The sequence below is a fragment of the Cohnella candidum genome (genome assembly GCF_003713065.1).
GTDB lineage: Bacteria > Bacillota > Bacilli > Paenibacillales > Paenibacillaceae > Cohnella > Cohnella candidum.
The window spans coordinates 2,795,544-2,819,376 of sequence record NZ_CP033433.1; the positions used below are offsets into that span (position 1 = coordinate 2,795,544).

The 23,833-nt window shown below is 59.9% G+C and carries 17 protein-coding genes; 5 read left to right on the forward strand and 12 right to left on the reverse strand.

Annotated features, from left to right (window positions below; all coding sequences use genetic code 11):
• Positions 1–79: 79 nt before the first annotated feature.
• The gene (locus EAV92_RS13020) at positions 80–685 is read right to left on the reverse strand and encodes a hypothetical protein (protein WP_123041495.1); all 606 of its coding nucleotides are present in this window, start codon (positions 683–685) and stop codon (positions 80–82) included.
• A gap of 166 nt (positions 686–851) precedes the next feature.
• On the opposite strand from EAV92_RS13020, the gene yyaC reads away from it, so the two are divergent.
• Positions 852–1,406: a spore protease YyaC gene (gene yyaC, locus EAV92_RS13025; protein WP_241158265.1), complete on the forward strand. Its 555-nt coding sequence runs from the start codon at positions 852–854 to the stop codon at positions 1,404–1,406.
• 55 nt (positions 1,407–1,461) lie between these two features.
• Here the strand turns inward: yyaC and trxA are convergent, their stop codons facing one another.
• The 4 genes from trxA to EAV92_RS13045 form a co-directional block, all read right to left on the reverse strand.
• Positions 1,462–1,788 carry a thioredoxin gene (gene trxA / locus EAV92_RS13030; RefSeq protein ID WP_123041497.1) on the reverse strand — a complete coding sequence of 109 codons (327 nt, stop codon included), beginning with the start codon at positions 1,786–1,788 and terminating at the stop codon, positions 1,462–1,464.
• Positions 1,785–2,162, reverse strand: a complete 378-nt coding sequence (locus EAV92_RS13035) for a MerR family transcriptional regulator (RefSeq protein WP_123041498.1) — start codon at positions 2,160–2,162, stop codon at positions 1,785–1,787. The genes trxA and EAV92_RS13035 overlap by 4 nt, the downstream gene beginning before the upstream one ends.
• A gap of 128 nt (positions 2,163–2,290) precedes the next feature.
• A complete protein-coding gene (locus tag EAV92_RS13040; protein WP_123041499.1) occupies positions 2,291–2,485 on the reverse strand; it encodes a hypothetical protein in 195 nt (64 codons plus the stop codon).
• A gap of 23 nt (positions 2,486–2,508) precedes the next feature.
• Complete coding sequence (locus EAV92_RS13045) at positions 2,509–3,738, reverse strand: MFS transporter (protein WP_123041500.1); 1,230 nt, start codon at positions 3,736–3,738, stop codon at positions 2,509–2,511.
• Positions 3,739–3,872: 134 nt separating this feature from the next.
• Between EAV92_RS13045 and EAV92_RS13050 the strand changes: the two genes are divergently transcribed.
• From EAV92_RS13050 to kamA, 3 genes are all read left to right on the forward strand, one after another.
• The gene (locus tag EAV92_RS13050; RefSeq protein WP_123041501.1) at positions 3,873–5,738 is read left to right on the forward strand and encodes a lysylphosphatidylglycerol synthase domain-containing protein; all 1,866 of its coding nucleotides are present in this window, start codon (positions 3,873–3,875) and stop codon (positions 5,736–5,738) included.
• 77 nt (positions 5,739–5,815) lie between these two features.
• The gene (locus EAV92_RS13055; protein ID WP_123041502.1) at positions 5,816–7,273 is read left to right on the forward strand and encodes a sigma-54 interaction domain-containing protein; all 1,458 of its coding nucleotides are present in this window, start codon (positions 5,816–5,818) and stop codon (positions 7,271–7,273) included.
• Positions 7,274–7,621: 348 nt separating this feature from the next.
• Complete coding sequence (kamA, locus tag EAV92_RS13060; protein ID WP_123043714.1) at positions 7,622–9,046, forward strand: lysine 2,3-aminomutase; 1,425 nt, start codon at positions 7,622–7,624, stop codon at positions 9,044–9,046.
• A gap of 28 nt (positions 9,047–9,074) precedes the next feature.
• Here kamA and EAV92_RS13065 read toward each other — a convergent pair whose 3' ends face one another.
• From EAV92_RS13065 to EAV92_RS13080, 4 genes are read right to left on the reverse strand one after another with little or no spacing between them, the layout of a single operon-like run.
• Positions 9,075–10,358 carry a peptidase gene (locus EAV92_RS13065; protein WP_123043715.1) on the reverse strand — a complete coding sequence of 428 codons (1,284 nt, stop codon included), beginning with the start codon at positions 10,356–10,358 and terminating at the stop codon, positions 9,075–9,077.
• A 22-nt stretch (positions 10,359–10,380) separates the two neighbouring features.
• Positions 10,381–11,043 (reverse strand): 3-oxoacid CoA-transferase subunit B, encoded by a 663-nt coding sequence (locus tag EAV92_RS13070; protein WP_123041503.1) that lies wholly within the window; start codon positions 11,041–11,043, stop codon positions 10,381–10,383.
• A complete protein-coding gene (locus tag EAV92_RS13075) occupies positions 10,986–11,705 on the reverse strand; it encodes a CoA transferase subunit A (RefSeq protein WP_123041504.1) in 720 nt (239 codons plus the stop codon). Before EAV92_RS13075 ends, EAV92_RS13070 begins: the two co-directional genes overlap by 58 nt.
• Entirely contained in the window at positions 11,702–13,036 is a 1,335-nt protein-coding gene (locus EAV92_RS13080; protein ID WP_123041505.1) for an aspartate aminotransferase family protein, read from the reverse strand. The genes EAV92_RS13075 and EAV92_RS13080 overlap by 4 nt, the downstream gene beginning before the upstream one ends.
• A 148-nt stretch (positions 13,037–13,184) precedes the next feature.
• Here EAV92_RS13080 and ablB point away from each other — a divergent pair, with 148 nt between their 5' ends.
• Positions 13,185–14,048 carry a putative beta-lysine N-acetyltransferase gene (gene ablB / locus EAV92_RS13085; RefSeq protein ID WP_123041506.1) on the forward strand — a complete coding sequence of 288 codons (864 nt, stop codon included), beginning with the start codon at positions 13,185–13,187 and terminating at the stop codon, positions 14,046–14,048.
• Here the strand turns inward: ablB and rpoN are convergent.
• The 3 genes from rpoN to gntK form a co-directional block, all read right to left on the reverse strand.
• Positions 14,026–15,351, reverse strand: coding sequence for an RNA polymerase factor sigma-54 (gene rpoN, locus EAV92_RS13090; protein ID WP_123041507.1), 1,326 nt, complete (start codon positions 15,349–15,351; stop codon positions 14,026–14,028). The genes ablB and rpoN overlap by 23 nt on opposite strands.
• Before the next feature lie 114 nt (positions 15,352–15,465).
• Complete coding sequence (locus EAV92_RS25275; protein ID WP_123041508.1) at positions 15,466–21,981, reverse strand: glycoside hydrolase family 3 N-terminal domain-containing protein; 6,516 nt, start codon at positions 21,979–21,981, stop codon at positions 15,466–15,468.
• A 270-nt stretch (positions 21,982–22,251) separates the two neighbouring features.
• On the reverse strand, positions 22,252–23,781 hold the full coding sequence (gene gntK / locus EAV92_RS13105) for a gluconokinase (RefSeq protein WP_123041510.1): 1,530 nt from the start codon (positions 23,779–23,781) through the stop codon (positions 22,252–22,254).
• Positions 23,782–23,833: the final 52 nt, after the last annotated feature.

Genomic DNA, 23,833 nt, shown 5'->3' on the forward strand with positions numbered 1-23,833 from the left:
GGCGTGCGCGAAAAACAAAGGAGGACATTCGAACGGGCGAACCGTTGGAATGTCCTTCATACTCGGCGAAGTTTCCGCCTTATGTCGTTTTCGGTTGGCCTTTCGACCCTCGGCCCTTTTGACGGTCCGCTTCGAGCAGGCGCGTCATGCCTTGGATGAACTCCTCGTCCGTCACCGGCTTATCGACCAAAGCGTCCGGGAAACGGATGGTGCCGATCTCCCAGTTGCGGGTTGCCTCGTTGAACCTGAACCCTTGCTTGTCGAGATACTCCCTGCGGGAACCGGACGGCATGCGCGGTTTGCTTTCCTTCTTCGCCGGCTCGGCCGAATTCAGCAGCGCCGTACCTTCGCGCTCGTACACCGGCGGCTTGTCTTTGGACAAGATCACCTTCTGCTTGCCTTCCAACCATCCCAAGTCGTACCGCATCCGCGGATTGATGACGTAATACGATTTGCCCTTCACGTTCTCTTGCCGGACTTCATCGTACAGCGCTTTGCGCTTTTTGAAGGCTTCGACGACTCTCCGGATCTGTTCCTTCTCCACTTCCACCGGCACCACTTCGTTGCCCGGCATGAAGACGTCGCACATGACCTGCGTAAACAGCAATTCCCCATACGGCGAATCGTAATAACCGATGAATTCGACGTTCATCTCTTTGCCGTTGATTTTGACGTTCTTGCGCATTTCGGCTCCCCTCTCGGCTCTCATATCCCTATTATAGCCTTTTCGAACCCGTTCATGTCGAAACAAAAAACGAATAATCGCGATTCGGCAGCGAAATGCGACAGACTTCGAATGCTACATTATGTATCATACGGGATATAAACGAGAAACCGATGAGGTGAAGGCTTTGAATTTGGCCCCCCAGCCGAACGTTCCTTTGAAAATCGCGTATACGGATCCCGAAGCCCCTGCCCTGATCTCGGACAAGCTCAGCTTCTACACGCGCTGGCTGCCCGCAGATCGCAGAATCGTCGTCGTCTGCCTGGGAACGGACCGGTCGACCGGCGACTCGCTGGGTCCGATCACCGGCTCCGTCTTGAGTAAATACCGTTCCCCGGCATTCGACGTGTTCGGCACGCTGGAGCAGCCTGTTCACGCCATGAATCTTGACGAGACGCTCGACCTGATTCACCGCAGGTTCCGCCATCCCTTCATCGTGGGCGTGGATGCGTGTTTAGGCAAAGCCGCAAGCGTGGGCAACATCCATGTCGGGGAGGGCCCGATACGTCCCGGAGCGGGCGTCAACAAGGAACTCTCTCCCGTCGGAGAAATCCACGTCTCCGGCGTCGTCAACATCGGAGGCTTCATGGAATATTTCGTCCTTCAGAACACGCGCCTGCATCTTGTCATGGGCATGGCGGAACTCATCGCCCAGGGACTGTACGCTTCTTTCCATCGTTAAAAGCGAAGGGCTGAAAAAAAAGACTGCCGGTTCGAATCCGGCAGCCGCCCTCTCCTTACGCTTTCACCGCGTATTTGTCCAACACGTTTTCATACGCGCTTTTCGGGCGGAGCCCGACGAGTTTCTCCACCGGCTCGCCGTCGTGGAACACGATGACGGTCGGCATCGACATGACGCCGTACCGGCTTGCCGTTTCCGGAGAATCGTCGCAATCGACTTTCAACACGCGAAGCGCATCCCCGCGTTCCGTGGACAAGGTGTCCATGATGGGCAGCAAAGCCTTGCAGGGCGGGCACCATACCGCACCGAAATCGACCAGCGTCAAGCCTTGTTTAGCGATCGAAGAATCGAAAGTCGAATCATTTACCTCTTGTACGCTCATTGTTGTTCCTCCTGTCCGTTTGGGTTGCGTTCCCGCAAAATGGAATTGATGCGGTCAAGCAAGTTTTGCCGAATGCCGCTGAGCAGATGGATTTGCGCATCGATCTCCTCAAGCTTTTGCCGGTACAGCGGCAGCACTTCCTCGCAGAAAGCCTCTTTGTTTTTAAGCACGCAATGCAGGAACCCCGCGATTTGATCGGTCGACAACCCCAAGTTCAAATAAAGCTGGATCGTTTTGACCTGCTCCTCCGCGAGCGTCGAATATTCCCGGTACCCGTTTTCTTGGCGCAGCGGCGTCAGCAATCCCTGCTGTTCGTAGTAGCGAAGCGATCGGATGCTGACCCCGGTGCGCTCCGCCAATTCTCCGATTTTCAACCGCATCTCCTCCTTCCGCCGAGTTGATCTCATTGTAAACCATGACATTAATGTAAGGGTCAAGCGAATTTCCGAAAATAATAAAAAAGCCCCCGCAACATCGGGGGCTGCCCTGCTCGTTTCGTCTTTTACGGCAAGGTTGGCTTGATTTCCGGCGGAATGACGGGTTGGATTTCCGGCGGCTGGTTCGGCACGATTTCGGGACGGGAGCTTGGTTTCACTTCCGGCTGGGACGCCGGTTTGATTTCCGGCAGGGACGCCGGTTTCACTTCCGGCGGCGCGGCCGGCTTCACTTCCGGCACGGTTTCCGGTTTCTCTGCCATGAACGACACCTCCTCCTTACGTATTACCCAAACTCCCGCGGCCGGTCCGGATCCAAACCTTTCGTTTCTTGGCCCCAGAAGAACACCGCCGCCGCTCCGATGAGGATGGCCGCGAAGAAAACCGCGAAAATGGAGCCGATGGGCACCTCCCGCGCAGCGAGCATTCCAACCAGGTAAGGACCGATGACGCCGCCCAGCCGGCCGAAGGAGGCGGCCATGCCGACGCCCGTAGACCGGATCGCCGTCGGATACAACTCCGGCGTATAGGCGTACATCGCTCCCCATGCGCCCAGATTGAAGAAGGACAAGCAAAAGCCCGCCGTCACGAGCATGCCCGCCGTATTCGAGTTGCCGAACCAGATCGCGCAGACGGCCGTCAGCAGCAAGTAGGAGACCAAGACAAATTTTCGGCCGAGCTTTTCCACGAAATAAGCCGCCGTGAAATAACCCGGCAATTGGGCCAAGGACATGATCAGCACGTAGCGGAAGCTCTTCACCAGATCAAAGCCCTTCAGCATGACGACCGAAGGGAGCCACAAAAACATGCCGTAGTAAGAAAACACGACGGTAAACCAAAGGATCCACAGCGTCACCGTCGAACGCCGGAACTTCCCCGACCACACGGAAGCGAAACGTTCACGGAACGGAAGCTTGTCCCGCTTCCGCCCTTGGTACAGCGGCGATTCGCCGATCGCCCTGCGCAAGTACAGGGCGTACAAGGCCGGAATGAGGCCGATGACGAAAGCCGCTCTCCAGCCATAGACCGGAACGAAGAAATAGGCGATCAGGGCGGATACGATCCACCCGGCGGCCCAAAAGCTTTCGAGCAGGACGACCGCTCTTCCTCTCTCCTTCGGGGGCACCGATTCGGATACGAGAGTCGAAGCGACCGGCAGTTCCCCGCCCAATCCGAAACCGGATACGAAGCGAAGCGCGCACAATACCGCAAACCCCGTCGCCAGTGCGGACAAACCGCTGGCGGCGGAGAAAATCAACAGCGTCCAAAGCAGGATCGGCCTTCTTCCGAAGCGGTCGGCCAGCGATCCCGCGACGATGGCGCCCGCTGCCATGCCAAGGGAATTGAAGGCGGCAAGCAGCCCGGTGGCTTCTTTGCCCAAGTGCCAGTCCTTGGCAAGCGCAGCCATGACGAACGAGATGAGTCCGACCTCCATCGCGTCGAACAGCCAGCTCAGGCCAGCGCTGAAGAGCAGCTTCCGTTGTTTGGGATCTTGCCACAAAACGAAGTTTCGCATGTTCGGATTTCCTTTTCTCGTGTAAGAATTGATAATCCTATTGTACCCATTTCGCAGTCCCAAGCTTTGAAGCCGGGAAGGAATGGGAAGGCTGATGAGGGAGACGGAGGACATCATTCGCAGCGAGGTAGGCCATGACCATGATCCGAGGTTCGCTCACCAAAATCAAAAACTCGAAGGCGGTTCAGCTGCTCAATCGCTGGAAAGTGCCGCATCTGCTCGTTCCGGCGGCCGTGATCGCTTTCGTCTATCGCCAGGGGCATAAAGAGTTCAAAAGCATCGATTGGGGAACGACGCTACACTCGATCCGCGAAATGAAAATTTCCTCGCTCGCGCTTCTGCTGGCGTTTGCCTTTCTCTCCGTCGCGGTCATCGGGGGTTACGATCTCATCATCCGCAGACATTTCCGGCTGCCCATACCGGCGGGGACGATTTTCCGATATGCCTGGATCGCCAATACGTCCAACAGCGTCATCGGGTTCGCGGGCATTGCCGGCGCCGGGCTCCGAACCGTTCTGTACCGGAAATGGGACATCCCGATGCCGACCATTGCCGCTTCGATCGCTTTCCTGTCCACGATGACGATATCCGGACTTTCGTTGATGGCGTGGGCGGGCCTCTTCGGCTGGCTGCCGATGGGGTCCGTGCTTCGCGTGCATCCCTGGATCCGATGGGTCGTTTGGGGGGATGCGCTCATTTTGCCCGGGCTGTTGCTGCTGCAGCGGTCCCGTCTGCTCGCCAAATGGTTTCGCCGGCAGGAAAAGTCGCCCATGGATTGGGGCACGATCGGCACCACGGTCGGCCTCTCCGTGCTCGAGTGGACGATGGCCGGAATGACGTTCTGGCTGACGGCGAATCTTCTTCTTCCGGGCTTGCCTCTTTCGGAAGGGCTCGGCGTTTTCACGGTCGCGGCGATTACCGGGTTGGTCTGCATGGCGCCTGGAGGTATCGGAGGATTCGATCTGACGGCTCTGCTCGGCCTCCACCTGCTGGGACACTCTTCGGGGGTCGCCGCCGCGGTGCTCGTCTTGTTCCGGCTGTCGTATTACCTCATTCCTTGGCTCGTCGGTTTGGTCATGGCGGCGGTCGAGTTTACTTTGCTCGGACGCAGGAAACCGGAGACGGTCGGAGCGCCGGACCTGGGTTACGTGCTGAACCCCTGGCAAAAACTCTGGAGCGGACCCGAGCAGGGCCGGGCGATCGGGGAGATCGGGGCATGGTCGCTCGGCAAACTCGTGTTCGCCGGCGGCTTCGTGCTTTTGTTATCCGCAGCGACTCCTCGCCTGCTGATTCGGCTGCGTTTTGCCGAAGAGCTGCTGTCCACGCCTCTGCTTCGTTTGTCGCATCAACTCAGCGTCGTCATCGGTCTCTTGTTGATCGTACTGTCCTGGGGGATCACGCACCGCGTCAAGCCGGCTTTCGGATGGACGATCGCCCTGCTGGCCGCCGGATCGATTTTCACGTTCACGAAGGCGTTTGACTACGAAGAAGCCCTCTTCCTGCTTGGCGTCTGCGTCATGCTGTGGGTCTCCCGGCGCCATTTTTACCGCGCTTCCTCCCCTTACGGCGCGGAACATGCCGCCCGGTGGGGGTTCGTCACGCTCGTGATCGCTTTTGCCTATATCTATGTCGGGATCGGCACCCGTCCGGGCCTGTTGAACGCGGTTGGGCCGTGGCCGTCGACGGCCTCCCAATTCGCCGTGACCGCCGTAATGGCGCTGTCCGTATGCTGGCTTGTTCTCGTGATGGTGCTGTTGTTCCGGCCGATGCGGCGGATCGGAAAGGGACGCTCGATATTCGCGGCGCTCGGCGGAAAAGTCCACATTCCCTATACCCGCAGGAAAGACCGTCTCGTCGTCGTGGGAGAACCGGAAGGCGATCCGCGCCATATCGGCAAAGCGATGGAAGACTTCCGCCGTTTCGCGGACCGATATTCGTTAACGGTCGAGTTCGGCGATTTCGGAGCGGCCGCGGAAGAAGGGGACAACGGGGACGTTTAATCGGCATGGCGGGAAGACCGCGTTTGTATAATGACAAGTAGCGGTTTTTCCGAAACCCAGCGGAAGCGGGTGAACGCATGTCCGATCGGAGCGGCTTCGTCTCCCCTTATTTCGAGAAAATCCTCAATATCGTGGATGTCGGCGTCCATTTGATCGACCGCGAAGGAACGACCGTATTCTATAACGATAAAATGGCGGAAATGGACGGCTTCGAACGAGAACAGGTGCTGGGGCGCAACATTTTCGATCTCTATCCCTCCCTTACGCACGAAACGAGCACGCTGGCCAAGGCGCTGCGGTCGGGCGATGAGCTGCCGGAGCATATCCAAACGTACTACAACCTCGCCGGCAAACGGATTACCACGATCAACCGCACGTATCCCTTGATCGAGAACGGCCGGATCATCGGCGCGCTGGAAGTCGCCAAGGATATTACCGGAATCGTGAACCTGCACGATCAGATCCTCGACCTTCGGCGCCAGCTTTATCCGGGCAAGGAAAAGGACGCGAAAACCAAAGGCACCGCTCGGTACGAGTTCAGCGACCTGATCGGCAAAAGCCGGCCGTTCGCGGAGGCGCTCGCGCTGGCCAAAAAAACGTCCCGCACCGCCTCCCCCGTCATGATCTGCGGGCCGACGGGAACCGGCAAGGAACTGTTCGCCCAAAGCATCCACAACGCCGGCGCGCGCCGGAACCGGCCTTTCGTCGCGCAGAACTGCGCGGCCGTGCCCGGCGATTTGCTGGAGGGCATCATGTTCGGTACCGCCAGGGGCGCCTTCACCGGAGCCGTCGACCGGCCCGGCCTGTTCGAGCAGGCCGGCGGGGGCACGCTCTTCCTCGACGAATTGAATAGTTTGGACCTGTATTTGCAAGCCAAGCTGCTGCGCGTGCTGCAGGACGGCATGGTCCGGCGCGTCGGCGGAACCAAGGAGCAGCAGGTGGACGTTCGGATCATTACCGCGATGAACTCGGATCCGCAGGAAGCGCTCGAGAAAGGGCTGCTGCGCTACGACCTGTACTATCGGCTGAACGTCGTCACCTTGCATCTGCCGCCATTGCAGCAACGGCTCGATGACATTCCGCTGCTCGCGGAGCATTTTATCGAGAAGCTCAATCCGATGTTCGGGACGAAAATCGCCGGACTCTCGCCCCCTGCGCTGGACCGGCTGCTGGCCTACGGTTGGCCGGGCAACGTGAGGGAATTGGGCCATGCGATCGAGTCCGCATTCAACATGGTGGAGCTGGACGAGGAGACGATCGAGGAGCATCACTTGCCTGCCCACTTGCGGGAGCCGGCATTTAAGTATGCTCCTTTGACCGCGTCCGTGTCTTCGCGCTTGCCGGAGCCTCCGCCTTCGTCGGTCGACGACAATTTGGCGGAGCGTTTGCGGCGGATGGAGCGGGAGGCGATCGTAGACGCGATGCAGGCGCACGGCTACAACATCACCGCCGCTGCGCAAGCGCTCGGGCTCAAGCGCCAGGCGCTGCAATATAAGCTCGCCCGCTACGGTATCCCGAAGGGACCGCGAGGGTAGGTGACAGTGGCCTTTATCTGCAGTTCGATTTTGCACAACTATTCGAGTCCTCCGTCTTGAACGATGGGTTCTAGTTCGGATTTGCACACTTGCAACCGCGATTTTCTACCATGAATCTCAAAAGCGGCCTCTAAGCGGGGAAAATCGAACTGCAGCGCTGAAATTGGCATTTTTAAGCATGCAAGTGGGCAAAACCGAGCTACAGCGTGGACCCTCTCGACATAAATCGAAATCGCTTATCGGCTCCCCAGGCGGGAGCCTTTTTTGTGCTTGGTCCGGCGTCGCTGGCATGCGACTTGCAACTCTAGAGAGTCATCAGGCAATCTCTTGGAGGTGCGATACATGAACATGCCCGCCGGCGAAATCCAAGGGGGAACCGCCAACGTTCCTCTGAGCAGCAAGCGGCATTGGAAAGAAATCGCGTTGTGGAAAGACGTCACGGATGAACAATGGAACGATTGGATCTGGCAGCTCACGCACACGATCAAAACGCTGGATGAGCTCAAGCAAGTCGTCAATCTCACGCCGGATGAGGAGGAAGGCGTCCGGATTTCCACCCAAACGATCCCGCTTAACATCACCCCTTACTACGCGTCGCTTATGCACCCGGACGATCCGCGCTGCCCGATCCGGATGCAGTCGGTCCCCATTTCGGCGGAGCTGCTGAAGACGAAGTACGATCTCGAGGACCCGCTTTTCGAGGATGAGGACTCTCCGACGCCGGGGCTGACGCACCGCTATCCCGACCGCGTCCTGTTTTTGGTGACCAACCAATGTTCGATGTACTGCCGGTACTGCACGCGGCGCCGTTTCTCCGGCCAAGTCGGGATGGGCGTACCTAAGAAACAGATGGACGACGCGATCGACTACATCCGCCGCACGCCGGAGGTCCGCGACGTCCTGCTGTCGGGCGGAGACGGGCTGTTGATCAACGACACGATTCTCGAGTACATTTTGAAAAACCTCAGGGAAATCCCGCACGTCGAAATCATCCGCATCGGAACGCGCGCTCCCGTCGTTTTCCCGCAGCGAATCACCGAGAATCTGTGCAACCTCATCCGCAAATACCATCCGATTTGGCTGAATACTCACTTCAACCATCCCCTCGAAATAACGGAGGAAGCCAAACGGGCTTGCGCCATGCTCGCAGACGCAGGCGTTCCGCTTGGAAACCAATCCGTCATCCTCGCCGGCATCAACGACAGCACGCACATCATGAAACGGCTCATGCACGAGCTCGTCAAAATCCGCGTCCGCCCCTACTACATCTATCAATGCGACTTGTCCGAAGGAATCGGCCATTTTCGCGCCCCCGTCTCCAAAGGGCTGGAGATCATCGAATCCCTTCGCGGGCACACCTCCGGCTACGCCGTGCCGACTTTCGTCGTCGATGCCCCGGGCGGCGGCGGCAAAATCGCGCTCCAGCCGAACTATCTCATTTCGCAAAGCCAAGATAAAGTGATTCTGCGAAACTACGAAGGCGTCATCGTCGGGTACCCCGAGCCGCAAAATTACGTGCCGGGACGCGCCGACGAATATTTCAACGAAATTTACGGCATCGACAAAGAGCCGGAGAACACGGGCATCATCGCCCTCATCAAAGACGAAAAATTCAACTTGGTGCCGGAAAATTTGCGCCGGATCGGCAGGAGGAAAATCTACGAGCAGGCGCCGGATCACACCTCGCTCAAGGATCGCCGGGAGAAACGGGACGCGATGAAGCAGAAGCTGATCCGCGCCCGCCAAACCGATCAGCCGCCCGCCACGGAGTGAGCACACAAAAAAGACCTTGCCGCGGCTTTCAGCGGGCAAGGTCTTCTTCGATTCCGCACCATTCGGCGATCGTGAGAGCGACGATCTCTGCAACCTCGAACATGCGGTCCAGCTCGATGTGTTCATCCGGGAAATGCGCCATCTGAGTGAGGCCCGGTCCGAATACGACGCAAGGCGTGTCGGCGAGCCGCGTGAGTAACCCTCCGTCCGTGCCCCAGGGCGACGCCTCGATTGCCGGCTCCTTGGCAAGCACATCCCGGTAATGCCCCGACAGCACGCGGACCAGCTCGTGTGCCGGGTCCACGCTGCCCGGCACCCATCTCGCGCCGAACCACTCCAATACGAGCGGAAACAAGGCGAACCAAGGATCGTTCTCTCCCAATCGCGCGAGCCACGCCGCCATTTCCGCCTGCGCCTGCTCGAGCGACTCTTCGGGGCCGACGCCGATTCTTCCCTCCAGCTTCACGGTGTCCGGGACGGAAGATGGCCAATTTCCTCCCGCGATGACGCCGATGTTAATCGGAAGCGGAATCGGATTGCCGGCGTAGAGCGGATCACGGACTCGGGCGTTCCTCGCCGCCTCCAATTCCCGCACATGGTGGATGACGGCCATGCTCTTCTCGATCGCGCTGACGCCTTCGTACCGCGTTCCTCCGTGCGCGGACCTGCCCCGGACCGTGATGCGGAACCACATGGAACCCTGCTGCTTCGGAAAAATCCGCATATTCGTCGGCTCCGGAATCAAAGCCGCATCCGCCCGGTATCCGCGAAGAATCGCGTCCAGCGTGCCCGCGCCGCCGCTCTCTTCCTCGATGACGCTTTGCAGGATGACGTCGCCCCGCAGCCGCACGCCCAGATCGCGCAGCGCCCGAACGGCGAGCAGCAGCGACGCGGTGCCCCCTTTCATGTCCGAGGCGCCGCGCCCGTACAGCCGACCCTCCTCCGGGGAAACCTCCCCGCCGTACGGATGATGCCGCCACTGACCCAAGTCTCCCTCCGGCACGACGTCCGCGTGGCCGTTCAACAGAAGAGACCGCCCTCCGCCCGTTCCCCGTAACACCCCGACGACGTTCGGGCTTCCTTCGAACCTGTCTCGCGGCGAATAAAAATAAGGATGAGCGGCCAACTTCCCTCCGTCCGGTTCCCACGCCTCTACGTCAAAACCCGTGTCGCGCAGCCATTCGGCCACGATCCGCTGAACCCCCGATTCGTTGCCGGCGGTACTTGGAACGCGGACGAGGTTCTGCAGCAACGAGATGCCGTCCTTTCGATGTTGCTTCAACCAGTCGTGTACCCGCTCCTTCAGCGGCATTTTCATGAACTCCTCTCTCCGCTCATGGATTGACCACCACATGCTCCGGCACGATCAAATCCGCCTCGGTCCGATTCACCACGTCCTCGATGGAATAAGGCGCCATGACTTCCCGCAGCACTAACCCGTCCGGCGTTACTTCGATCACCGCCATGTCCGTGACGATCAGGTCGACGCACGCTTGCGCGGTTAACGGCAACACGCATTGCCGCCGGATTTTCGGCTGGCCGTCGCGGTTGACATGGTTCATCAGCACGACTACCTTCTTCGCTTTCTGGGCCAGCTCCATTGCGCCGCCGATGCCCGCCGTCCGTTTGCCCGGCACGATCCAATTCGCCAAATCCCCCTGCCCGCTCACTTCCAACGCCCCCAGCACGGTCATATCGATGCAACCGCGTCGGATCATCGCGAACGCGACGGCGCTGTCGCAATAAGAGGCGCCCGGCACAACCGTCACCGGATAACCGCCCGCGTTGCAGAGGAACGCATCCTCCTCCCCCGGCAGCGGCGACGGTCCCGCGCCCAGGATGCCGTTTTCGGCATGGAACACGACATGGACCCCTTCCGGGATGAAATCCGCAACCCGCGTCGGAATGCCGATCCCTAAATTGACGACCATTCCGTCTCTCAATTCCCGCGCCGCGCGTCTCGCGATTCGGTCCCGGCTTGCTTCTCCCATACCCATGCCCAGTTCACCCCTTTACCCGCAATGACCGCATCCACGAAAATGCCCGGTGTGACGATCGCTTCCGGATCCAACTCGCCCAGGGGCACGACTTCGTCCGCCTCCGCGATCGTCACTCGGCCGGCCATGGCGACCAGCGGATTGAAGTTGCGTCCGCTTTTGTCGTATACGAGGTTGCCGAACGGATCCGCTTTGCTCGCATGGACAATCGCCACGTCTGCCGTGAGTGCGGGTTCGACCAGGTAAGTCCGGCCGTCGATGACCACCTTCTCTTTGCCTTCCTCCAGCATCGTGCCGACCCCGACGTCCACCAAAATGCCGCCCAGCCCGACGCCGCCCGCCCGGATTTTTTCCGCCAGCGTACCTTGGGGATAGAACTCGATGTCCAGCTTTCCTTCCTCCATGAGCCGGCCGGCATTCGGATTGGACCCGATATGGGAGGTGACGGCCCTGCGAACCCTGCCCTCCGTAACGAGCCGGCCGATGCCGATCCACGGAAAGCCCGTATCGTTGCCGATCAGCGTCAAATCCTTGATTCCTCGATTCAGAATCCCTTCCACGAGCGTCGGAGGCGTGCCGATCCCGCCGAAGCCTCCGTACATCAGGGTGCTGCCGTCCCTGATCCGCGATAATGCTTCCTCCAAGGAGATGACCTTGTTCATGCCGTGACCTCCTCCGCCGTTTCCCGGATCGACTCCTCCAGCAGGGATACCGCCTGATCCAACTCCTCTAAGGTTATGGTATAGGGGGGCGAGACGATGATCGCATCCCCGCCTCGGTCGTCTCCTCCGGAAGCCGGGTAGACAAGCAGCCCTTTCCCGAACGCTCTGTCCACGATACGCGCCGTTACGTTACGTTCGGCGGGAAAAGGTCGTTTGGCCGTCCGGTCCGATACGAATTCAAGCCCCCAGAGGAGCCCTTTGCCGCGTACGTCGCCGACCATATCGCACCGGCTCGCCAATTCGCGGAGACGCTCCGACAGATAAGCGCCTTTCTCCGCCGCAGCCTGCACGAGCCCGTGTTGCTCGACATAGTCCAGCACGGCAAGCGATACGGCCGCGGACAGCGGATTGGCGCTGAACGTATGGCCGGACATCACCGATTTCGAACCGTTCAAAATCGGCTCGATAACCGCATCCTTCGCCATCGCCGCCGCCATTGGGGTATATCCCGCGGTCATACCCTTGCCGAGGGCGATCAAATCCGGTTCCACGCCCCAATGCTCCATCGCGAACATCGCGCCGGTCCGGCCGATTCCGGTCATCACTTCGTCGGCAATCAACAGCACGTCGTGCCTCTCGCAAATGTCCTTGACCTTCTGAAAATAGCCTTCGGGCGGAACAACCGCGCCTCCCGCCGCGCCGATAATCGGCTCGGCGATGAAGGCGGCGACATGCTCGGCCCCAAGCCGCCGGATGGCGGCTTCCAGTTCATCCGCGCAGGCCAGGCCGCATTCCGGATGCGTCAATCGCAGCGGGCAGCGGTAGCAATAAGGAGCCGGCACCGCCGGCCACTCCTCCAGGAGCGGGACGAAACGCCTTCTCCTCGCCGCATGTCCGGACATCGAAAGCGCGCCGAGCGTAATGCCGTGGTAGCTCATCCGCCGGGACAGCACGATCGTTTTGCCCGGTTTTCCCCGCTCCTGCCAATGTTGGATCGCGATTTTCATCGCCGTCTCCGTCGCTTCCGATCCGCTGTTCACGAAAAACGTCCAATACCCCCCGCCCGGAGCCGATTCGCTTAGCTTCTTGGCCAGCCGTTCCGCCGGCTCGCTGGTGAATTGCGAGCGATAAACGAAGATGACCTTTTCCGCCTGTTCCTTCATCGCCTCCAGAATCTCAGGGACGCCGTGGCCGATGCCGGCCGTCACCGCTCCCGAACAGGCGTCCAGATAGGCCTTTCCGTCCTCGTCGTACAAAAAGACTCCCTTTCCGTGATGGATTTTCGGATAACGGCGATCCAGCAGCGGTTTGATCAAATGCTCCCGTTCCATCCCGTCACCCCCGATCTTGGTCTTCCTTCAACGTACCAGCAAACGGGATGCCAACTTCGGCGCTTACCCATGTCCATGCCGGCATGTTTGGCACCGATCTTGCATAACAGCGGATAAGAACGCTAGAACACGGAACGGAGGAATCCCTATGGCGGATGCCAGCGTTATCTACACCATGGCCCATGTCAAAGGAAACGGATTCGAAGCCGAGCTGTGCCTGGATCCCGCGAACCGCCGCCTCCGGGTGGACGATTACCGGGGACAGCCGGAGCCGCTGCATCGGCATATTTTCGAACTGGCGGAGGAACGGGCCTTCACCAAAATTTTCGTCAAATCGCACGAGGAGGACTGGCCGCGTTTTCTGTCACTGGGGTACATGTTGGAGGGGGTTTATCAGGGGTATTTTGCCGGAAGCGATGCCTATTGCATGGCCGTCTACTTGGATCCGGACAGGCGGACCAGCGGCCGTTGGATCGAAGAAGACCGGTTGCTCAGCCAAGTGCTTGCCCTCCAAGCTCGCCCGGAGAGGGTTCGACAGGACGACGGCACCCTTCTGCGTCCGGCTGTTTCCGAAGATGCCGCTCCGCTCGCCGCCTTGTTCGGCCAAATTTTCCGGACTTATCCGACGCCGATGTCGGATCCTTCCTACGTTGCGAAAGTCCTGGCCGAAGGAACGCTGTTCTGCGTGATCGAGCGGGAAGGACGGATCGTCAGCGCGGCTTCCGCCGAAGTGAACGTCAAGTATCGGAACGCGGAAATCACCGACTGCGTCACCGCGCCCGAAGAGCGGGGGCAAGGAAGGGTCACAACACTCATTCGGGCATTAGAGGAACATTTGAAGGAGAGGAACATCCATTGCGCCTATTCCCTTTCCCGGGCCACTTCGTACGGCATGAACGCCGCTTTGTTCCGGACCGGTTACCGGTACAGCGGAAGGCTGGCGAACAATTGCGACATCGGCGGAGGATACGAGGACATGAACCTGTGGGTCAAAAAACTGGCTTTCGTTTGACGGAGGACGGGATGCCGAGCTCTTCCCGGTATTTGGCGACGGTGCGCCGGGCGACGGGGATCCCTTCCCTCTCCAGCAGCTCCGCGAGCTGCCGGTCGGACAACGGTTTCTTCGCGGTTTCGCCGCGCACGTAATGGCGGATTTTCTCTTTGACGCTTTCCGCGGAGGCGGTATCGTCATTCCCTTGACCGTAACCAATCGGAAAGAAGTAGCCAAGCTCGAAAACGCCATGCGGCGTTAACGCGAATTTGCCTGCCGTTGCCCGGCTCACCGTCGATTCGTGCAGCCCGAGCCGGTCCGCGAGTTGCCGGCGAGACAGCGGCTTCAGCCGGGCGGGGCCGAATCGGATAAATGCCGCCTGCTCCTCTGCGATCGCTCCGGCGACTCGCGTCAGCGTCTGCCGTCTGCGCTCGACGCATCGGATGAGGAAGGCGGCGGAATGAAGCTGTGGGGACAGGAACGCGCTTGTCTCCGGGGCGCCTTCCGCTTCCTTCGCCATGCTTCGGTAGTCCTCCCGGATGTACAGCCTGGGAGCCGCTCCTTCCAACACCGAAACGGCAACTTCCTTCCCGATTAGCTCGATCCGGATGTCCGGCACGATGTAGGAAGTCACGGCAGAATCGAATGAAGCTCCCGGCCGGGGATGGAACGACCGGATGATTTCGATCGCATCCCCGAGCTCGCGGGGATTCAAACGCAATCTTCTCGCGATCTCGGCTGGATTGAGCTCGGCGATTTCCTGCAAGTGACTGCGAATCAGGAGAAACACCAGCGGAGGACAATCGGGGCGCGAGTTCGCTTGCAGCAGCAGGCACTCCGCCAAATTTCTGGCGCCGACGCCCGTCGGCTCGAAGCTCTGCAGCACCTCCAAAGCCGCTTCCGCCAGCGCGGATTTCGCCTTCACATCAATAGCGGCTTGTTCCAAGGAGATCGCCAAGTACCCGTTCGAATCGACGTTTCCGATCAGGTAGCGGACCATCCTCCGCAGCAACGCGGGAACACCTGTCGTCAGGTTCAACTGCTCTTCCAGAATCTGCTGAAGGGTCGGGCTCGGGGAGGCGGCGACATTCTTCAACGGATCGAAATCCGACGGCTTCCCCTTTCCGATGCCGACGCCAATCCCCATCGAACCGTCGACCACCTCCAACACGGGATTGCGCTCCAGCTCATCGCGGATCATTTCCTCGAGCTCGGAGGAGGGAAGTTGAAGGATCCGGACCGCTTGCTGCATACGGGGCGACAAGCGCATTTGGCCGTTTTGCCGCTGAAGCATACCGTATCCGAGCCCGAATCCCGCGCGCATCCCCGTCACCTGCCCCCCCGTTGTGTTTCCACCATTTTATTCGCGAGCCGCGTTCCGCATCCGCGCGCGATAAGTAAAAAAAGCCGCGTCTCCTCAGAGACGCGGCTTCCACTATTAGGGCTGAAGCTTATAAAGCCCGTAGATCAGCAATGCGGTTTCGGCGCGGGTCGCGGTGCCCAGCGGGTTGATTCCGGTGCCGCTGCCTGCGATCAGACCGTTTTTGACCAGCGTGGCCATGCCCTCGACCGCGAACGAAGCGATTTTGCCGCGGTCCGCGAACTTCGCCAAGTCTGCGGCCGAACCGGCCGGCAGTTCGATCTGCGCGGCTTTAAGGGCTTGCGCCGCCATCGTCATCATTTCCTGGCGCGTGATGTTCGTTTCCGGACCGAACCGATTGTCTCCGATTCCTTGGACGATACCGAGCTTTTTGGCGACGGCGACGGCGTCCGCGTAATAGGCGTCGGCTTTCACGTCCGCGAATTGGCCGTCCGCCTTGGCCGTCAATCCGAGTGCTTTGACCAAGAGAAGGATGAAATCCGCTCTCTTAACCTTGGCGCCCGGCGAGAAGGAAGATCCCGAAACGCCTTGGATCACGCCCTTGGCCGCCAAAGTTTCAATCGCTTGCCTTGCCCATGCATGGGAACCCAAATCCGCAAACGTCTTGTTTACGAACGCTACGGCATATGAGCTGAAATGGGTCGTTTTGAACGTGACCATGCCCGTTGCCTTGTCATACCGGCCGCTCGGCACCGCGATGATACTGCCGGCTCCGTCGATATACCAGACGGTGATATGTTCCGGGTGGGCCAATTCCTCGGCGGTCGGCTTATACGGAACGGATACGACCACCGGGGCATCGGGGTTGCTCCAGGCCACCGTACGGCCGTCGACCTGAAGGATCAGCTCCACTACCGGCCTGTCGCCGATTTGCGATTTCAATGACGCATCCAGCTTCGTCTTGTCCGCTGCCGCCACGGCTACGCCGATGTTCTTGCCGCCGTTCACGTCGGCCGAATCGACCATGTCGCTCGGCAGGACGATCGTACCCACGACCGTAACGACTTCCATTTTGGCCGTCAACTTCGTATCCGACAACCGGTTTGCAGGAAGGACGACCTCGTATGCGGACTGCCCGGACAACTCCGGCACCCGGATGGTGATTTTAGCCGCACCTTTACCTTCCGGTTTCGCGGCTTCAATGGCGGCCGTAAGCGCGTCATCCGGGATTGTAGTCACCGCGCGGCCTGTTTTCGGGTCCACGACCGGCTTTGGAGCCTCGATCACCTCTTTGGGCCCCGAATGGCCTCCTCCGCCACCGCCTCCCGGATTCCCGCCCGGGGTACCCGGGTCCGGATTGCCGGGTTCCACGAATACTTCGTTCGAATACGTGATCTCATTGTTGGAATAGAAGGCGACGTAGCTGATCTGCATGCCTGCCTTCACGGCGATTGCCCGGATCACCGTCCCCCGCTCCACATGCACCGGGGAATGGTAAATCTCGCTCGTTTCGTCCGGCAGCGTCCCGTCCGTCGTGTAATGGATGTCCGCGCCGTCCGTCGACGTCGAGAGCGTGATCGTATGCGGTTTGCCCGGCTGGCCGTTATGGCCGATGACCGGTACCGCAGCTTTACCGCCTTGGACCACCGGGGCGCTCGTCGGCACCAACTGGAACCAATCCAGGTTGGCCCCGTCACCTAAAATCGTGAGCCGGATCGTCTGTACGCCGCCGCTCAGCTGAACGACATCGGAGGCTTCCGCGTAGGAATCCCACCCTCCCGTTCCGGGCAGCGCGGTCGCCGCTTTTTGCGCCCCGCCCGCCGTCAGGGACATGGACACGCCGCCCTGCGTGGTGGCGTAGCGGTATTTCACCTTGTAGAACCCGTCGGCCGGTACGGCGATCAGGTAATCCATGAAGGTGCCGCCGACCGTGTAACCCAGGTTGTTCTGGCTGCCGTACTGGATGACGTTCTGGCCGGCCGACGTGAAGCTTTCTGCTTCCGCTTTGAGAATGCCGCCTTCTCCCGCCATTTGAGCCGTGACGGCTTCTACCTCGATCCGCTGCATGTCGAACGCGCCTACGGCGCCCGTAATTTTAAGGATCCGCTCTCCCGCATGCAGGTCGATCGTCGTCCGTGCTCCGACCCATGCCGTCGACCCGGACAAGGACGGAATGCTGACGGTCACGGGCGCCCCGTCGTCCTCCGTAATGCTAAAGTTGCTGCCGTTCGGCGATTTCGCGACGACCGTCACCGCGTACTTGCCGTTTTGCGGGACGTTCACTTTGAACGCCGCCCAATCTCCCGGCCCGAAACCCGCGATTTGATCGGTTGCCCCCGTTACGCCGGAAAGCTGATAAAAATCATTCGCTCCCAAAGTACCGGGAATCGCCTTCGGAGTCGTCTGATTAACGGTTCCCTGAAGCATCACGTCAGTCGTCAGCGTAGCATTGCCGGAAGAATCGGAGTACGCGGCCGGCGGAACGTTGAACGTCAGTTTCACGCTGCCGTAATAAGGCGTTCCGTTCCATCCCAAATGAACCGTGACTTGGTCGGGTTGGCCGTAAACGGCATCCGTGACGCTGCCGCTGGACGCGTTATCGTTGTAGGTCACGTCCGTTACAGTAGGTTCCGTCACGGTAGGTTCCGCGACCGAAGATCCGTATGTCACGCCCGTGACCGTAATCCCTTTCGAAGCGGCTTCGCCCGAGACGGTGATTTGATTCAATCCGTCCGGCTTGAACGCGCCGCCCGCGAGCTTCAGCGTCACCGTCGCCCCGTCCACGCCATAATCCAGCGATTGCGGTTCCGCGCTCAGTACCGGAGCCGGTGCCGGATCGGAGAGGTCGCCGATGCGGTCCCATTTGTACGTGGCGACCGACTTCGCCGGCAGCTTGGCGGCGATCTGCGTGCCGTCGCTCACCAGCTTGAACGTCTGCTCGACGTTCGTCTGGTTGATCACGACCGTCACGATCGTTTTCTTGTCCGGGCTCAGGAAGGAGACGTTCGTCACCTTGTCCTTGGAGCCGTAGTCGCTGTCGATCCGGACGTAGCCGGGCTCCACGAACTTCGTGAAATGGCCGAGGAAGTAATACTCCGGCGTCATCCAGTAGTTGTCGCGGTTGGCCGAGTCCTGTACGAGCATCGTCGGATCCGGCGTGCCGACCCACTGATGCGTGGCGATGTCGCTGTCGAGCATCGCGACCCACGAATTGTAGCTGCGCGCCCAGTTGCGGAAATATTGGGCGATCCGGTCGGTGCCTTCCGTTCCCCACACCGCTCGTTCCGTCAGGTAGATGTTTTCGTCCGGATACATGTCGTGCAGCTGGGACATGAGCGCCAGGTCTCCGCCGTAGTCGTGGAATGCCGTTCCGTCTACCGCGTCCCGGTTCTCCGGCACGGAAAGCAGAGGTGCCGGATACGACATCATGTCGCTCGGGTTATGGTCGAAAATCCACAGCTTCACGTCGAGGCCGGCCGCCGCCAGCTTCTGCTTCAGCAGCTTCGCCAGCGCCGCCTCTTGCTGCCAAGGCATCTTCGTGCTGGGATAATCGATTTCGAGCAGCGGCTCGTTCTGCAGCGTCATCGCTTCGATGTTGATGCCTTGATCCTTGTAAGCTTGAATGTACTTGACGTAGTAGTCCGCCAATACGGGCAGGTATTCGTCCTTTACCTGTCCGCGGATCATGCTGTCCGTCGTCTTCATCCAGCCCGGAGGGCTCCAAGGGGAAGCGAAAAACTTGATGTCCGGGTTGAAGGCTTTCAATTTCTTCAAGGCGCCGACGATACCGTAGTCGATATCCTTCTGGATCGAAAAATGGCTCAGCGTCGGATCCGTCTGTCCGGCCGGCATATCGTCGTACGTGTAAAACTTCTGCGCCGTGAAATCGGCGGTCCCGATCGTGACGCGGACCATGCTCATGCCGATGCCGTCGGTCTTGCTCGCCATCTGTTTCAGCCACTCATCCCGTTTCGCGGGCGACATTTTCATCAAATTGTACACCGTGGACTCTTCCATCGAAGTCCCGATGCCCATCACGGACTGGTACTCCTTGCGCGGATCGATCTTGATCGTCGTGGCGCCGGGATCGCTGCCGGCCGCCGTGATGTCAAGATTGGCCTGCGGCTCCAGGCGTTTGTCGCCGTCCTGCCAGCGGGGCCCGTAATACCAGTTTTTGCTCTTGGAATCGCGCTCGGTCGTGATCCAGTTCTGTACGGCACCAGCCGCAACGACCGGCTGATCGGCAATCGCGCCTCCGCCGTCGGCAGGCACGGCTGCCGGGGAGAAACCGGCGGAACCGAACCAGTTGAAGTTGAGGCCGCCGGCCTTCAACACCAGCTTGATTTTCTGCACGCCTTGCGCGAGCGGAACGCCGTGGACCGTCGTCGTCTGCCAGTTCTGCCAGCCGCCGGTGCCGTTCACGTTCAATTCCCCGATTTTGGTTCCCGATTCGTTAAAAATATTGAAGCCCGTATTGTCTCCGGTTCCCGCATGGCGGAAATCGATATCGAACGAACCGGCGGCCGGAACGTTGATCAAGTATTCCATCCAGTCGCCCGGATCCGTCCAACCGATGTTTTGGCCGCCGCCGGCATCCGAAGTGTTTTCGGTCTGGATGCCGTTCTGGGCGACGTAGCTCTCCGCCTCCACTCTTTGGTAGAGCGGCTGGCCCGGTTTCGCCGGAATCGGCGGAAGCGCCGGGGTTTCTTGGCTTTTCTTCAGCCCGTAACCATAATCGAACAGGATATATTGGGGATCCAGGTTGCGTTCCCCGGCTTTCGGCGTTTTGTACGCTTCCGTGTAGAATGGCCAGCGCACGGGCAACTTGCCCGTAAAGTCGTAGCTGCCGAACAGCACGTCGGCCACGCCTTGGCCTTCCGTCCCGGGCAGCCATGCCGCCACGAGTCCGGCCATGTCTCCGAGCTGGTCGTTAATCATCATCGGCCGCCCCGACACGAGCACGACGACCGTCGGAATGCCGGCCGCTTTGACGTTCGCAAGCGTCGCCAGATCCTCCTCGTCGAGCTTCAAGCCGTTCAAGCTGTCGCCGTTGCCTTCGGCATAAGGCGTCTCGCCGATGACCACGATCGCGGCGTCGTTGCCGGCGGCTCCCCGCCCGTGCTTGTTGTAGGTAACGGTCTTCGTGCTTCCGACCGCGTTCTGGATGCCTTTGAGGATCGTCGTGCCCGGCGTCGTGCTGCCGGCCGCTCCCTGCCAGGTAATCGACCAGCCTCCGGCCTGCAAGCCGATGTTGTCGGCGCTTTTGCCCGCGACCAAAATCTTGTTCATGTTCTTCAGTTGCGACAGAATCGGTTGTCCGTTGACTTTATCGTTCTTCAGCAGAACGAGCGATTCCCTCACCGCTTGACGGGCGACGGCGCGGTCCTCCGTCGAGCCGAAGGTCTGGGCCAGGTTCGAATCGGTCATCGGATGCTCGAACAGTCCCGACTCGAATTTCACCCTCAGAATCCGGGTCACCGCGTCGTCGATCCGCGATAGGGGAATCTGGCCTCCATCGACCAAATCTTTCAGGTACGTCAGGCTGATTTTCCAATCCGACGGTTCCATCAGCATATCCACCCCGGCATTGATCGCGACGCGGATTTGGTCCTTCAAGCCGCTTACGGCGTTGCCGTCGGAATCCTTCGTGATCTGCTGGACTCCGTTGTAGTCCGTGATGACGAACCCGGTGAAGCCGAGCTGTCCGGGACCCGTTCCTTTGAGCGCATCGGTCAGGATCCGCTTGTTGGCGTGCATTTTAAGACCCTGGATGCTGCTGTAAGAGACCATGACGGTTCGCGCGCCCGCGTCGATGGCGGCTTTGTACATCGGGAGATCGAGCGCCAGAACCTCCTCTTCCGTCATGGCGGAGACGTTGCCTTGGTTTGCCCCGTTGTCGGTCAAGCCTTCCCCGAGAAAATGCTTCGCGGTCGCGAGCACTTTGTCGCTGTTCTTGAGCTCCCCGCTCGTCGTGCCCTGCAGGCCTTTGATGTAAGCGCTGCCCATTTGGGCCACGAGCGTCTGGTCGTCGCCGAACCCTTCGTACGTGCGGCCCCATCTGACGTCCTGCGGGTCGGCGATCGTGGGCGCGAAAGCCCAATTGGTGCCGGCCGCCTTGATTTCCTTGGCCGCCGCCGATCCGACCTTGCGGACGAGTTCGAAATCCCTCGTGGCTCCGAGCCCGATGTTATGCGGGAACAACGTCGCGCCGATCAGGTTGCTGTTTCCGTGCACGGCATCGACGCCGTACAGGATCGGAATGCCCAGATTCGTGGACAGCGCGGCGGCTTGGTAGGAATCCACCAGCCCGGCCCACTTCTCCCTCGTGCTGTCCGCTTGTTTGCCGTTCGGGAAAGAGCCGCCCCCGCTGAGCACGGAGCCCAGCTTGTAGGCATATACGTCCTCCGGCGTCACCGATGCTCTTTCCGCTTGTACCATCTGGCCGATTTTCTCGTCCAGCGTCATGCGGGCGAGAAGATCGGATACGCGTTCCTCAACGGGACGGGACGCATCGTAATAAGGCAGCAAGCCGGCATCCGTCGGCGGGGCCGCGGAAACGCCCGGCACGAGGCCCGCTATCGTGGAACAAAATAGCGCGACGGCCGCGACGGCGGATATTTTACGTTTCAGCATGTTCGTATCCTCCTTGTGGTTCTTGTCGACTGAAATCGATTACAACAGGCGCGATGCGGAATCCCGATTTCTCCTTTCCGTACTCATCTGCTTGCGTCACCATTTTAAAATCCCGTCCGGCAAATTGTTATACGTCATTTTTCAGAATCGCTTGTCTGTTTTTTTGATTCCGGCGAAAATGGAACATCGTTCGACAGATGCCGTGCCGCGGAACGCAAAAAGGCCGCCCGAAGTCACGGATGACTTCAGGCGGCCTATGGGGCGAAATGCTTAGCGGAAGTCCCGCTGGAACCGGGCGATCGCTTCGTACTCCTCTTCCAGCTTCCGCGAAATGGCGATGAAGATGGGCAGCAACCGGTGATAAATCTCGGCGCTTTCCCTGACCGGTCTATGCGCGTGGGTCGCGCCGACCATGCCGGAGACGATGTCCAGGCTGTCCGCGCGGCCGACGGCGATCAAGCCGAGCACCGCGGCGCCCAGGCAAGAGCTCTCGTAGCTTTCGGGCACGATCACTTCCTGGTCGAAGATGTCCGCCATCATCTGGCGCCACAGCGGGGAGCGGGCGAAGCCGCCGGTGGCGTGGATTTTGCGCGGCCTGCCGATTTTCTCTTCCATCGCGAGCAGAACGGTATACAAATTAAAAATGACGCCTTCCAGAACCGAGCGGATCATGTGTTCTTTCTTATGGTGCAAGGTCAAGCCGAAAAAGGAGCCCCGCGCGTTCGCGTTCCAAAGCGGGGCGCGTTCTCCCGTCATGTAAGGGTGGAACAGCAGCCCTTCGGCCCCCGGCGCCACTTTCTCGGCGATCCTCGTAAGCAGGTCGTACGAATCGAGGCCGAGGCGCTTCGCGGTCTCCACTTCCGCGGCGGCGAACTCATCGCGGGCCCAGCGGAAAATGACGCCGCCGTTATTGACCGGACCCCCGATGACCCAATGCTTCTCCGTGAGCGCGTAGCAGAAAATCCGCCCTTTGGGATCGGTCATCGGCCGGTCTACGACGGTGCGGATGGCGCCGCTCGTGCCGATCGTCGCGGCGACGACTCCCGGACCGATCGCGTCTACGCCGAGGTTGGACAGCACGCCGTCGCTGGCTCCGACGACGAATGGGGTCGAGGCCGCCAGCCCCGTTTCAGCCGCATATACGGGATTCATGTCCGTCATCGTGTGCGTGGTGGGGACGAGCTTGGACAGATGCGCGCTCGTGACACCCGCCAGGCGCAGAGCCTCTTCGTCCCAATCCAATTTCTCGAGATTGAACAGTCCTGTCGCCGAAGCAATAGAATAGTCCACGACATATTGTCCGAACAGCTTGGCGAAGACGTATTCCTTGATCGAAATGAACCTGTTCCCTTCCCGGAACAGATCGGGGAAATCTTGGCGGAGCCACATCAGCTTGGCCAACGGGGACATCGGATGCAGCGGCGTGCCGGTCCGCAGATAGATCTCATGGCCGGCGGAGTCCCGTTTCAGCCGTTCGGCCATCTCCGCGCTCCGGTTATCGCCCCACGTGATGCAGCGGGTAAGCGGCCTGCCATCCGCGTCCACGGCGATGACGCTGTGCATGGCCGAGCTGAAGGAGACGAACAGGATCTGCTCGGGCTTGGTTCCGCTTTTCTCCATCACTTGCTTTAACGTATGGACGACGGCTCCGAAAATCTGGTCCGGATCCTGTTCCGCCACCGAAGGCGTCGGCGTGAAGAGAGGGTAGCCCTCGTCCGCTTTGGCGACGACCTTCCCGTTCTCTTCGAACAAGACGGCTTTGGTGCTCGTCGTTCCGATATCGACACCGATCATATACATATGAATTTATCCTTCTTTCCTATAAGAAAAAGTGGATCATCAGGTTAGCATT